Raw genomic sequence first — 12,221 nt, 5'->3', positions numbered from 1 at the left:
CGGCGAAGACGGTGGTCGCCACGGCCGCCGCGCTCACCGGTGGTCACCGCGCCAGGTCAGCCAGACGGCGATCGGGGTGACGAGGGTCGCGCCCGCGCACCAGAGGAGCAGGAACGGTACGCCTCCCGGCGCCGGATCCGCCCGGTTCACGAAGGGCAGCGCCCCGACGAACAGCACGAACGGCACGGCGAGCCACAACAGCTGAGGACGTTTCACCCATTTCAGACGCACCGCCCCACACTAAGGGCCCTTCAACGCCGCAGCGTTCCCCACACCACGAGCCGGTACTTGGAGCTGTACTCGGGCGTGCAGGTGGTGAGCGTGATGTACGCGCCGGGCTCCCCGTAGCCGGCCTCCGGCTTGACGGTGCTGCGCGGTACGGGCGCGATCACCCCGGTGTCGCGCTCGCTGGTCTCCGCCAGCGTCTTCCCCACGACGTACACGTACCTGCGCCCCCGCACATCGACGATCACCTCGTCCCCGGCCTTCAGCCGGTTGATGTAGCGGAAGGGCTCCCCGTGCGTGTTGCGGTGCCCGGCGAGCGCGAAGTTCCCCTCCGCGCCGGGCTGCGCGGTCCCCACGTAGTGGCCGACGTACCCCTTGTCCAGGATGGTCCGCCTGTCGACGCCCTCGGCGATGGGCGCGACGACGCCGAGGCGCGGAATGCGCAGGACCCCGTACGCGCCCTCCCGCGGCGCGGGCTTGGGAGCACTCGGCGCCCGGGTGGCGGGTTCCGCCGCGGGAGGGGCCGAGACGGCCGGCTCCTCGGAGGGCTCGGCGGGCGCCTCCGCGACGGGGGCGGGATCGGGGACGGACTCGGAAGGAGCAGGGGAAGGAGCGGAGGCCCACTCGCTCTCCAGCTCCCTGACCTGCTGATGTGCAGCGGCGAGGGCCTGCCGGTTGGTCCACCACACCTGGTGCACCACCAGCAACATGACCACCATGCCTACCGTGACGGCCAGTTCGCCCGCCGCCCACAACACCCCCGCGAGACCGGCCCGGCGCGCCCGCCGGCCCCTCCCCTGCACCACGACCCGCACGTGATCCCGCACGGGCGGCACCTTAAGTCCTCCCCCGTCAACTGACCAGCCGCAGTACGGTGTGAACCATGCGCCCCGACACGCCTGCCGAGCACATCGCCGAAGCCGAGCGCCTCATCCGCACGGCGACCCGCTACCCCGAGGACCAGGAGCCCTTGCTCCTCCAGGCCGCGGCCCACCTCGAACTGGCCGACGAACGCGAACGGGCGAGCGCCCTCTACGACCAACTCCTGGCCAGGGAAACCGTCGACGACCCGTCCCTGATCAAGGCCCTCCAGGCGGCCAACCTCTGGGAGTACGGCCACGAGCCCGAGGCCCGCGCCCTGATCTCCGGCATCCGCGCGGCCGCCCCCACGGACCCTGCCCCCTGGGAGGTCATCGCCGAGGCCCTCGAGGCCCACGACGAGCTCGAAGCCTCCCACGAGTGCTTCACGGAGGCGGCCACCCTCCTCGCCCCGGACAACGCCCCCCTCACCCGGGCGACCACCGCGCTCCTGACGGGCCGCCACCGCGTGCGCCGCCTCCTCGGACTCCCGCACGACGACTGGGACATGGTCGCGGACACCCGGCACATCGGCCCGATCCCGCTGGACGAACTCCACGACCCCAAGCGCATCTGGGCCCTCGGCTCCGACGACCCCGCAGAGCTCCGCGCCGAGATCGCCCGCCTGCGCGCCGAACTCGGCGACCGCCGCGCCGCGCTCTCCCGCCCGTTCCCGGTGGCCATCCTCCACTGGCCGGCCCGCGAACTGGCCGAACTCCTCACCTCGTACCCGACCCTGGCCGCGGAGTACCCCTCCCACGACGCCCACCTGGCCCAGGTCGAAGCCTCCCTCCGCTCCCTGGCCGCCTCGGGCACCACGAACCTGGGCATCGTCACGGCCAGCGTCCCCTCGTACGAAGCCTTCGCGGCCTCGGAGAAGACCTCCCCGTCCTCCCCGTCCCTCCTGGCGGAATACGCCACCACCCTGGCAGCCCGCGGCAAGGCCACCCCGTGGCCCCCTCAAGGGACAACCCCATGCTGGTGCACCTCGGGCAAGCCGTACGCGGAGTGCCACGGCACGGCCGCCGCCTGACGCAGGGCCCAGGTTCAGCGCCTGTCCTCGAGGGCCGCGAGGATCCGTACCACGACATCATCCGGCGACTCGTGCTCCCAGAAGCGGAGGACCAACCAACCCTCCTCCTCCAGGCGGGTGTTGGTCTCGACATCCCGCTCCCGGTTCCGGTCGAGCTTGGTACGCCACCACTCCGAATTCGCCTTGGGGCTGGTGGCGTGCTGCGGGCAGCCGTGCCAGAAACAGCCGTCGATGAAGACGGCAACGCGGCGCCGCTGGAAGGCGATGTCGACTGTCCGCCGGGACATACCGGGCACCTTGCACTGGAGCCGGTACCGCGCTCCCGACGCGTGGAGCAGTCGCCGCACCGCCATCTCCGGCTTGGTGTCGCGACTCGCCTGGCGCCGCATGCGAGCGGAAACCCCACCGCTCGACGGCGTCATCGGGGATTCTCTCCGCTTTTCCGACACCTGGACACCTTCACCGCAGCCATCAGATTCCGAGTAGATCCTCCCACGCCGCTTCGACTCACGACTTCCGTGCTCCATCAGCCCCGCGGGGCTCCTGAGCCGCGAGACGGTGCCCATCCCGGCAGCGCCAGTTGCACGTGGCCGCGGGCTTGGGCTGTGGGTGGGGTGGGGCGGGTGGTGGCGAGGGTCAGGAGGGTGCGGAGGGCCGCGATTACCTCGTCGGGGGTGTCGCGGATCATCGACGGGGTGGCGCTGACCACCAGGACACCGTGGGACTCCAGGCGCAGGCGGCGGCGGAGGGTGGCGTGCCAGGAGTCGCGGGTGTAGTGGTACTCCGCCGAGTCGATCTCCAGGGCCACGCCCTCGTCGGGCCAGTAGGCGTCCGGGCTCGCCAGGAAGGTGCCGTCCGGGGTGTAGAGGCGGGCGTTCCACAGGGGGGTCGGGAGGTCGGTCGCGGTCAGGGTGTCGCGGGCCTGGGCCTCGGCGATCGAGCGGACTCCGGCTACCAGTTCCGCCGCCGCCTCGCGGATCGCCGGGCGGCGCAGGAGCCGGGCCTCGCGCAGTTCGGTGTGCAGGTCGTGCGGGTGGCACCAGCCCGACTGGACCACCTGGGCCAGGACCGAGCGGATCCGGTCGGGGACCTCGCAGCGGGCGGCGAAGTCGGCGGCCGCGCGGACCGGGCGGGTGCTGGGGATGCCGGAGACGGTGATGGTGCGGGGCCAGCGGGTGGTCCGGAGCGGGTGCACCCCCGTACAGCCGGCGAGCCGGCGCGGGGCGCGGATCAGGATGTCGGCGGGTGCGTACGGGGCTTCGCGGATGCCGAGGAGGGCGAGGGCGGCGCCGCCGGTGAGGGCGGCCGTATCTCCGGAGAGCGGGTCCGAGCCGGGCTCGGCGGCGTAGAGGACCGCGGCGAGGGCGCGTTGACGGTGGTCCGGGGGCCCCGTCTGGAGCAGGTAGACGCGGGGCAGCAGCCGCTGCCAGGGCCCGCCGGGTCGGGTGCGGGAGGTGATCGTGCCCGACGGGATGCCGGCCTGGGCGATGAGCTGATGGCGCGTGGCGAGATTGAGCTGACGTCGGGCCGCGGGGGCGGGGGCGGGGCGGGCCTTGGGGGGAGCGTGGGGGGTGTGCGGAGGCGGGGCCGCCGGTGGGTTGTGCGGGGTCGGGGCCGCCGGTGGGTTGGGCGGGGTCGGGGCCGCCGGTGGGTTGGGCGCGGACGGGAGCGCCGGTGGGTTGTGCGGAGCTGGGGCCGCCGGTTGGTTGGGCGGGGCGTGCAGAGCCTCCGGCGTGCGCTGAGCCGGTAGGGTGCGCTGAGCTCGCAAGGCCTGGGGTGGGCGCTGGTCCTGGGGTGGGCGCGAGGTGTGGGGTGCATGGGGTGTGTGTTGGGCCTGAGGGGCCTTCGTGGAGTGCAGCGAGTGGATGGTGTGCGTGGTGGGGTTCATGGCCGCGGTATGCCCCGGGGGAGGGGACTGGACTCCCCCGGCGGGCCGCCTTTTGGAACGGTCTGTCGGCGCTCCGGGGGGTGCGTCGGCCTGCGGGTGTAGGGCCTCCGGCAGGGCCGGGGCCTTCGGGTGCTGCGCCGCAGGCGGGTCCGGGCGAGTCTCGGCTGCGCGGCTCCGGTGTTGTGGCCGGGGCGCCCGGGCCGGGGCGCCTGGGGCGGTGCTTCTGCCCCGGCTCCCGCTTGAGATGGGCCCCGGGCGGAGGGGCGCGGCTCGCGCTGGGTGTGCTCGCGTGGGCCGACGACGGCGCGAGGTGCCGTGCCGGGTGGGATCCGGTGAACCTTGCCGGTCAGAGCACCATCCGGCGCCGACCGGCGCCCGACGGAGGTTCGGGAGGGGCCTCGCGGCGCCCGGCGGGCGACCGCAGGGGCAGGGGTCAGGCTGCTCGGTTCGGGTGGTCCGGGGAGAGGAAGACGATCACGCCCGTCTCCGTGCCGGGCAGGGCCTGGACCTCGTGCCAGCCCAGGCGGCGGTACGTGGCCACCGTGTCCTTGGCCAGGCGGCTGGTCAGCAGCCAGGCGCGGCGGTCCGGGGCGTCGGTGGTGATCTCGGTGAGGAGGGCCCGGCCGGTGCCGCGGCCGCGCGCGTAGGGGCGTACGGCGAGTTCGTCTATCTCCAGGGCTCCGGCGAGGAGTTCCTTGACCCGGGCCGGGCCGAGCTGGGCCGCGACCTGGGCGTACGCGCGGTTCTTCGGGAAGGCCGCCGGGGTGATCCAGCCCGTGGCGAAGCCGTCGATGCCGGTGGCGGACTGGGCGAGGGCGGTACGGAAACCACGGCGCCGGGCGTCGGCCGGGAGCCGGGCCGCGAATTGGCGAATGGTTTCTTCGTCTTCGTTCCACGGCGGGGCGGAGAAGACGTCGGCGTAGGCGTCGACCAGTTCGTCCGCGAGGTCGAGGACGGCCTGTCCGTAGCAGATCACGATGTCCTGGCTCCTGGTGTTCATCGGGGATCGGGGAGGGGAATGGGGGAGGGGCGGGTGAGCTCCGCGGGGCGGAGGTGGTTTGCCCCTTTGGGTGGGAGATTGAATTTATGCCCATCCGGTTCCCTGGGCAGACATCGCACGGATGCGGCGAGTGTGCGACAAATCCCCTCGGCGCGGTCCGTGTCGGGCGGCCGGGCGGCGCGTTAGCAGCGCGTGGACAGACTGCTTCGGGCCGCCGCCGGGTGCGGGCTCGCGTTCCTCCTCGTCCTGGGCGTGGTGGCCGTACTGCCGCGCGGCGTACGGGATTCGGTGCCGGAACCGGTGATCGGCGGGGCCGTGCTGGTGCTGGGCGCGCTGGGCGCCCGACGGGTGGTCAAGGGGCCGGGTTAGCCTCGCCGTCGCACGAGCGTATGGGTCGGTGACGTCGAGGAGTTGGGCGTGGCGGCGCGGGTACCGAGTTCCGTATTGACCTCGCCTCGCCCCACGGAAACGGGCGATTCTCCGTCCGTCGGCGCTCACGTATGTGGGCGACAACCACGATGTTTCCTGGTTCCTCCCGTCAAGGGACGGGGTTGCGTGCGCTGCCTGGCCGCGGCCTGGTCTTACGCACACTCCGCAGGCGTTTGCTCACCCCGTTACCGGCGCGAGGCCCCCGGTCCGGGGGTGGATGGTGTCATTGCCGCGAGGACGCGCCGGCCTTCAACACGGACGTTCTTGCTCGCGTTCCAGTCCCGATCATGCCGCGTGCCGCAATTGCTACACGCCCACTCTCGGACATGCAACGGCTTGGGGCCGTCCCGGTGCCCGCAGGCGGAACAGATCTGGGAACTGGGAAACTCGCGGGCGACCTTGACGAACTGCCGCCCGCGCCTGATCGCCTTGTACTCACAGAACGCGAGGAACTGGGCCCAGCCCGCATCATGCACGCTCTTGGCCAGCCGGGTACGCGCCAGTCCACGCACGTTCAGAGTTTCAGCGAAGACGGCTTGGTTCTCGCTCGTCAGCTTGTGAGACCACTGGTGGTGGAAGTTGCGGCGCGCGTCAGCCACGGCGGCGTGAGCGCGGGCGACCTTGATCCGGGCCTTGTCCCGGTTGCTTGATCCCTTCGCCTTGCGCGACAGTTCCCGCTGCCGCTTCTTCAGCCTCTTCTCCGCCCGGCGCAGGTACTTCGGGCTCGCGATGTGCGACCCGTCCGCGAGGACCGCAAAGCGAGTCAGGCCCAGGTCGATGCCTTGGTCCCCGTCTGCGGGCGGAAGAATGTCGGCGGCCGGGTCGGACTCGACCACGAACGAAACGAAATACCGGTTGGACCGATCCTTGATCAAAGTGACCGATGACGGGTCCGATGGTAGATCCCTGCTCCACTTGACCTCGATGTCACCGATCTTCGGCAGGCGCAGCCTGCCGTCACCGGTGATCGACCACCGGTCGGAGCGTGTGAAGCGGGCCGTCTGCCGGTTGTCGCGCCGCGTCTTGAACCGGGGCGGCGCGACCCTGGGGCCCTTGCGCTTGCCAGTCTTGGAGTCCTCGTGCGCCGCCCACGCCTTGTCAAAGTCCCGCAAGGTCTGCTGGAGCACGCCTACTGGCGCATCCGACAGGAACGCGCGCTCCGGGGTCTTCTTCCCAGCCGTGATCAGGAGCCTGGACAGGTCTGGGCTCTTAGGGATCTGCCAGTAGGGGCCCTCAGTGGTCCGGGTCTTGGGGCTGCCAAGCAGCTTGTTCGACGCCTTGACCGGCTTAACGATCGCCAGGGCATCGTTCCAGACCACACGCCGACACCCGAACACCCGTCGGGCACGAAGAGCCTGACCAGGCGTCGGGTAGACACGGTACTGGTAACGAAGCTGCACACCGATCACCGTATTACGGCTGGTCCACGGCCGAATACGAGAACATCTGTGCTGGCAAGCGCGTGGCCGGGCGGCCACGAGCAGCGACCGCGCCGGGCCCCGTACCGGGCCCGGACGGCCCGGCGCGCAGCCCCGTACCGGCGGCGCTACGCCCCGAAGGCCCGCGACAAGGTGTAGATCAGCAGGCCCGCCAGGGCGCCGACCACCGTGCCGTTGATGCGGATGAACTGCAGGTCGCGGCCGATGTGGGCCTCGATCTTGCGGGAGGTGTGTTCGGCGTCCCAGGCCGCCACCGTGTCCGTGATCAGCGAGGTGATCTCGGTCCGGTAGGTGGTGACCACGTACACCACGGCGCCCTCGATCCAACCCTCCACCTTGTTCTGCAGCCGGCCGTCCGTGGCCAGCCGGGACCCGAGGGACATCAGCGAGGAGCGGACGCGCAGGCGCAGCGCGCTCCGCTCGTCCTCCGCCGCCGAGATGATCATCGACCGGACCGCCGTCCAGGTGGAGGCGATCACGTCCTGCACCTCGTCGCGCGCCAGCAGCTCGGACTTGAGCCGCTCCACCCGCGCCCGGGTCTCCGTGTCCGACTGGAGGTCCGCCGCGAAGTCCGCGAGGAAACGGTCCACCGCACCGCGCGCCGGGTGCTCCGGCATGTCCCGCATCTCCTGGACGAAGCGGAGCAGCTCCTTGTACACGCGGTCGCCGATCTTGCGGTCCACGAAGCGCGGGGTCCAGCCGGGCGCCCCGCCCTGCACCGCCGCCTCCACCGAGTCCGCGTGCGTGACCAGCCAGTCGTGCGCCCGCGAGCACACCAGGTCCACGACCCGGCGGTGGCCGCCGTCCGCGACGACCTTCTCCAGCGTCTTGCCGAGCCCCGGCGCGATCTCCGCCGTCTCGGCCCGCCGCGTGATCGCCTCGCCCACGACGGCCTGCACATCGGAGTCCCGCAGGACCGTCAGCGCCCCGCGCAGCGCGGTGGCCAGCTCCGCCGTGACCCGGTCGGCGTGCGCGGGCTCGGCCAGCCAGGCGCCGAGCCGGCCGCCGATGCCCAGCGCGTGCAGTCTGGTGCGCACCACGTCGGCGGAGAGGAAGTTCTCCCCGACGAACTCCCCGAGGGAGACGCCGAGCTGGTCCTTCTTGGTCGGGATGATCGCGGTGTGCGGGATGGGCAGGCCGAGCGGCCGCCGGAAGAGCGCGGTGACGGCGAACCAGTCCGCGAGCGCGCCGACCATGCCCGCCTCGGCGCCGGCCGCGACATAGCCCGCCCAGCCGCCCGCGCCCGCGTGCTCGGCCCATTTCGCCGCCACGTAGACCAGCGCCACCAGGATCAGCAGGCCGGTGGCGGTCCGCTTCATCCGGCGGACGCCGCGCCGGCGCTCCTCGTCCGCCTCGCTGAACACGAAGCCGCCCCGTGCCGTAGCCGCCGTAGTCGTGCTGCCCTGCTCCACGTGCTCCTGCCTTCCCCCGGGCGCCGGTTTTGTCTGCATAGCATCCGACTCCCGGGGCGCCCCGAGAGTTCCCGGCGCGCCGGGCCCCTCCGGCCGGGCCCCTCCGGCCAGGCCTACAGCTCCTTGCGCCGCTCCGGCCGCGGAAGCTTGTTCGAGCGCGACGCCGACTTCGGCGCCTTGACCTTGATCTCCACCCCGCCCCAGAAGGCGAAGCCCGTGATGACCACCCGCGGAGCACCCGGCGCCGGCGGCCCGGGGTTGTCGCGCTGGTCGAAGGCGCCCATGACGCCGATGCCCCGTACGTCGACCTCGACGCCCGGCGGCACGGTGATCTGGATGCCGCCCATGACGGCGACGCAGTTGATCACGACCTCGCGCTCCGCGAAGTTCGCCTCGCGCAGGTCGAGCTCACCACCGCCCCAGAACGCCACCGCGTGGAGATGGGCGGGCACGGTCCAGTTGCCCTTGCGCTGGAAGCCCGACATGACCGCGACGGCCATGGCCGGCCCGCCCGCCGGGCCAACGCCGCCGATCCTGGCCGGCCAGTCGGACTCCGACCCCGCCGGCACGCCCTTCGTCAGGCCGACCGGTGCGGGCGGACCGACCGGTGCGGCCGCGATCGGGGCCGTCGCGCCGGGCGCGGGCAGGTCCCGGGTGAGCGGCTCCAGCTCCGCGTACGTACGGGACTTGTACGCCGCCTCCAGCCGCTCCTCGAACTCGTCCATGTCGAGCCGGCCCTCGGCGACGGCGTCCCGCAGCCGGTCCACCACCCGGTCCCGGTCGGCGTCCGAAGCCCTCAGATCCGGGAGCGGCGCCGGCTCCGGCTTCAACTCGGGCTTCAGCTCCGGCAGATCAGGCTTCAGCTCCGGCAGATCAGGCTTCAGCTCCGGCAGATCAGGCTTCAGCTCCGGCAGATCAGGCTTCCCGAACAGCACCGGCTCCCGCGGCAACGGCTTCTCAGGCCGCTCGTCACTCATGAGGACCAGCCTAAGCAGTCGCCCCCGAGAGTTGTATGACTTCAACCCGGCTCCGGCTCAGGGTTGTCCCTGATTTATCCCCGCCCCGCCGTCCCCGCCCCGTCGTCCCCGCTCCGCCGTCCCCGCCCCGCTATCCCCGCCCCGCGTACATCCGAGCGATCACGTCCTCGATGTCCGGCTCCCGCACCGACAGGTCCAGCAGCGGGTACTCCGCCGCCACCGCCGCCACCAGCGGCGCGGCCGAAGCGCGCGCCGGGAACGCCAGCCACTGCCGCGCCCCCTCCACCTTGACCACCCGCGCCCCGGCCACCTCGACCGGCGGAAACTCCCGCTCCAGGTCCACCACCAGCGTGCGCTCGCCCTCCCCCGCCCCGCCCGCCGTGTGCAGACCGCCCAGCGACCCGTCGTACATCAGCCGCCCGTGGTCGATCACCATCACCCGCTCGCACAGCTGCTCGATGTCCTGGAGGTCGTGGGTGGTCAGCAGCACCGTGGTCCCGAGTTCCTCGTTCAGCTGCCGCAGGAAGCCCCGTACCTTCGCCTTGCTGACGACGTCCAGCCCGATCGTCGGCTCGTCCAGGTACAGCACGTCCGGGTCGTGCAGCAGCGCCGCCGCGATGTCCCCGCGCATCCGCTGCCCCAGCGAGAGCTGCCGCACCGGTACGTCGAGCAGCTCGGCCAGGTCGAGCCGGTCCACGCAGCGCTCCATGTTCTCCGCGAACCGCGCCGCCGGGATCCGGTACATCCGCCGCATCAGCCCGTACGAGTCCTTCAGCGGCAGGTCCCACCACAGGGTCGTGCGCTGCCCGAACACCACCCCGATCCGGTGCGCGAGGCGCATCCGCTCCCGCGCCGGGTCGATGCCGGCGACCCGCAGCTCGCCGCCGCTCGGGGTGAGGATGCCGGTCAGCATCTTGATGGTCGTCGACTTGCCGGCGCCGTTGGGCCCGATGTAGCCGACCACCTCTCCCCTCGCCACCTCGAAGCTGATCCCGTCCACGGCCCTGACCTGCCGCTTCTCCCGGCGCATCAGCCCGACCCGGCGCCGTACGTCGAAGACCTTCTCGACCCCGTCCAGCGAGATCAACGCGTCGGCCATCTGTCTCAGCTCCCCGTGCTCCGGTACGAACGGACCCCCGCGCGCCACGCCAGCGACGCGGGGAGGAACACCGCGAAGGCCACCAGCGGGCTCGCGTACGCCACCCACCCCGGCAGCCCCAGCGGATCGGGCCTGCCCAGCACGTGCAGTGCGGGCAGCCAGTTGACGAAGGCCAGCGGGACGATGAACGTCACCCCGCGCAGCAGGTCCTTCGCGAAGACCGTCGGCGGGTACTGGAGCATCGTGCAGCCGCCGTAGGTGAAGGAGTTCTGCACCTCCGCCGCGTCGCCGGCGACGAACTGGAAGGCCGCCCCCGCCACCATCACCGCCCCGAAGATCGCCGCACCGGCCGTGATCATCACGGGTACCAGCAGCACGTTCCCGAGCGTCCACCGCACCTGGTCCAGCTCCGAGACCGCCCACCCCAGCACCGCGAGGCCCTGCACGATGCGGCCCAGCCGGCGCAGCGCGAACCGGTCGGCCGCGACCTGGGCGAGCACCGGGACCGGGCGGACCAGCATGGTGTCCAGCGACCCGTCGCGGATCCGCGTACCGATCCGGTCGGTGTTGCCGAGCAGCAGGTCGGCAAGGCCCAGGGAGGCCGCGCAGGACCCGTACAGCAGGGCGATCTCGGGGAGCGTGAAGCCTCCCAGCTCGTCCACGTGCGAGAACATGATGGAGATCGCGACGAAGTCCAGGAGGGTGATCGCCGCGTTCCCGAGGGTGGAGAGGAAGAAGGACGTGCGGTACGTCATCGTCGACCGGATCCACATCGCGGCGATCAGGCCGTAGCCGCGCAGGCCCTCCGCGGCCCGGTTGCGCCGCGGCACGTCCAGCGCCGGTGCGGGTGCCGGCCGGTCCCGTACCTCCTGGACCACGTCCACCCGCTCAGCCACCCTGGACCACCACCTTGCGCGTCGCGGCCGACTGCACGACCCTGCCCAGCCCCAGCAGGGCCAGTGCCCAGGCGGCCTGGAAGCCCAGCGCCCCCGCCGCGCTCCCGGCGCCCGAGCCCTCGCCGAGCAGGACGTCCATCGGCACCTGGAGCATCGCCGCCCACGGCAGGACGCGGACGAACTCCCCGAAGCCGCCCGGGAACACGGTCAGCGGCAGCAGCATCCCGGAGAAGAAGATGGAGACGACCGTGGCCATCATGTTGATCCCGGTTCCGTCCATCAGCCAGAACGCCGCCAGACCCAGCAGGTAGCGCAGCGCGAAGCTCACCACCAGCCCGAGGGCCACGGAGACGAGGAACAGCAGCCAGCGCACCGGATCGGCGGGCAGCGCCAGGTGGAAGGCGAGCCCGCCCACCACCAGCGGGGCCACTCCGCGGCCGAGCAGCTGGAACCCGGCACGGCCCAGGTCTCCGGCGAGCCACCACAGCTGGAGGTCGGCCGGGCGGTACAGGTCGACGGCGATGTCACCCGTACGGACGCGTTCCTGGAACTCCTCCTGGAAGCCGCCGCCGATCAGCGCGCCCGCGGACAGCAGCGCCTGACTGACCCACATGAAGGTGAGGGCCTGCGACTGGTCGTAGCCGCCCAGACCGGGCCGTTCGTCCCAGAGCGCGATGTAGGTGTAGGCGAGGATGAAACCGAACACGGTGTTGGTGAACACCCCGGCCGCGGTCGCCGTCCCGTAGGTGGCGTACCGGCGGAAGCCCCCGGCCGCGACCGCTCCGTAGAGCCCGGCGCGCCGGGCTGCCGTCTGACGCACCGCACCCTCCGTTTCCCACGTCATTGCTGCGTCGTTCCTAGGTCAGCCAAAGCGCGCGAGCTTAGTGCGGAGGGGCGATCCACGCGAACGAATTACGCCCGTCCGGAGCGGAACCGGTGGCCATCGGGTAGACAGCATGAGGTAC

The 12,221-nt window shown here is 72.0% G+C and carries 13 protein-coding genes; 2 read left to right on the top strand and 11 right to left on the bottom strand.

The features are described 5' to 3' along the window. Positions 1–33 precede the first annotated feature (33 nt). Complete coding sequence (locus tag ACWGDE_RS07340; RefSeq protein ID WP_453388010.1) at positions 34–216, bottom strand: DUF3311 domain-containing protein; 183 nt, start codon at positions 214–216, stop codon at positions 34–36. Positions 217–251: 35 nt separating this feature from the next. Next, on the bottom strand, positions 252–1,052 hold the full coding sequence (locus tag ACWGDE_RS07335) for a class E sortase (RefSeq protein WP_453388009.1): 801 nt from the start codon (positions 1,050–1,052) through the stop codon (positions 252–254). Positions 1,053–1,108: 56 nt separating this feature from the next. Between ACWGDE_RS07335 and ACWGDE_RS07330 the strand changes: the two genes are divergently transcribed. Next, positions 1,109–2,116 (top strand): SEC-C domain-containing protein, encoded by a 1,008-nt coding sequence (locus tag ACWGDE_RS07330; RefSeq protein WP_453388008.1) that lies wholly within the window; start codon positions 1,109–1,111, stop codon positions 2,114–2,116. Between the two features lie 14 nt (positions 2,117–2,130). Here ACWGDE_RS07330 and ACWGDE_RS07325 read toward each other — a convergent pair whose 3' ends face one another. The 3 genes from ACWGDE_RS07325 to ACWGDE_RS07315 form a co-directional block, all read right to left on the bottom strand. Further along, positions 2,131–2,538 (bottom strand): very short patch repair endonuclease, encoded by a 408-nt coding sequence (locus tag ACWGDE_RS07325; RefSeq protein WP_453388028.1) that lies wholly within the window; start codon positions 2,536–2,538, stop codon positions 2,131–2,133. Between the two features lie 104 nt (positions 2,539–2,642). Next, a complete protein-coding gene (locus tag ACWGDE_RS07320) occupies positions 2,643–3,884 on the bottom strand; it encodes a hypothetical protein (RefSeq protein ID WP_453388007.1) in 1,242 nt (413 codons plus the stop codon). Positions 3,885–4,437: 553 nt separating this feature from the next. Beyond that, on the bottom strand, positions 4,438–5,004 hold the full coding sequence (locus ACWGDE_RS07315) for a GNAT family N-acetyltransferase (RefSeq protein WP_453388006.1): 567 nt from the start codon (positions 5,002–5,004) through the stop codon (positions 4,438–4,440). Between the two features lie 192 nt (positions 5,005–5,196). Here ACWGDE_RS07315 and ACWGDE_RS07310 point away from each other — a divergent pair, with 192 nt between their 5' ends. Continuing rightward, the gene (locus ACWGDE_RS07310) at positions 5,197–5,373 is read left to right on the top strand and encodes a hypothetical protein (protein WP_453388005.1); all 177 of its coding nucleotides are present in this window, start codon (positions 5,197–5,199) and stop codon (positions 5,371–5,373) included. A 245-nt stretch (positions 5,374–5,618) separates the two neighbouring features. Here ACWGDE_RS07310 and ACWGDE_RS07305 read toward each other — a convergent pair whose 3' ends face one another. The 6 genes from ACWGDE_RS07305 to ACWGDE_RS07280 all read right to left on the bottom strand — a co-directional run bounded on the left by ACWGDE_RS07305 (position 5,619) and on the right by ACWGDE_RS07280 (position 12,076). Next, complete coding sequence (locus ACWGDE_RS07305; RefSeq protein ID WP_453388004.1) at positions 5,619–6,833, bottom strand: RNA-guided endonuclease InsQ/TnpB family protein; 1,215 nt, start codon at positions 6,831–6,833, stop codon at positions 5,619–5,621. Positions 6,834–6,979: 146 nt separating this feature from the next. After that, positions 6,980–8,323 carry a DUF445 domain-containing protein gene (locus tag ACWGDE_RS07300; protein WP_453388003.1) on the bottom strand — a complete coding sequence of 448 codons (1,344 nt, stop codon included), beginning with the start codon at positions 8,321–8,323 and terminating at the stop codon, positions 6,980–6,982. A gap of 74 nt (positions 8,324–8,397) precedes the next feature. Continuing rightward, positions 8,398–9,147 (bottom strand): DUF1707 SHOCT-like domain-containing protein, encoded by a 750-nt coding sequence (locus ACWGDE_RS07295; RefSeq protein ID WP_453388027.1) that lies wholly within the window; start codon positions 9,145–9,147, stop codon positions 8,398–8,400. Between the two features lie 244 nt (positions 9,148–9,391). Then, complete coding sequence (locus ACWGDE_RS07290) at positions 9,392–10,360, bottom strand: ABC transporter ATP-binding protein (protein WP_453388002.1); 969 nt, start codon at positions 10,358–10,360, stop codon at positions 9,392–9,394. Between the two features lie 5 nt (positions 10,361–10,365). After that, positions 10,366–11,256 carry an ABC transporter permease gene (locus tag ACWGDE_RS07285; protein WP_453388001.1) on the bottom strand — a complete coding sequence of 297 codons (891 nt, stop codon included), beginning with the start codon at positions 11,254–11,256 and terminating at the stop codon, positions 10,366–10,368. Beyond that, entirely contained in the window at positions 11,249–12,076 is an 828-nt protein-coding gene (locus ACWGDE_RS07280) for an ABC transporter permease (RefSeq protein ID WP_453388000.1), read from the bottom strand. Before ACWGDE_RS07280 ends, ACWGDE_RS07285 begins: the two co-directional genes overlap by 8 nt. Between the last annotated feature and the right edge of the window lie 145 nt (positions 12,077–12,221).

This window comes from Streptomyces sp. NPDC054956, from assembly GCF_053609185.1.
This window is presented reverse-complemented; position numbering and strand designations above follow the sequence as displayed.

What these genes read in the sequence shown, in the direction of transcription:
- ACWGDE_RS07290 (WP_453388002.1), bottom strand. Translation starts at nt 10,360, where the DNA reads ATGGCCGACGCGTTGATCTCGCTGGACGGGGTCGAGAAGGTCTTCGAC.
- ACWGDE_RS07330 (WP_453388008.1), top strand. Translation starts at nt 1,109, where the DNA reads ATGCGCCCCGACACGCCTGCCGAGCACATCGCCGAAGCCGAGCGCCTC.
- ACWGDE_RS07315 (WP_453388006.1), bottom strand. Translation starts at nt 5,004, where the DNA reads ATGAACACCAGGAGCCAGGACATCGTGATCTGCTACGGACAGGCCGTC.
- ACWGDE_RS07300 (WP_453388003.1), bottom strand. Translation starts at nt 8,323, where the DNA reads ATGCAGACAAAACCGGCGCCCGGGGGAAGGCAGGAGCACGTGGAGCAG.
- ACWGDE_RS07325 (WP_453388028.1), bottom strand. Translation starts at nt 2,538, where the DNA reads ATGACGCCGTCGAGCGGTGGGGTTTCCGCTCGCATGCGGCGCCAGGCG.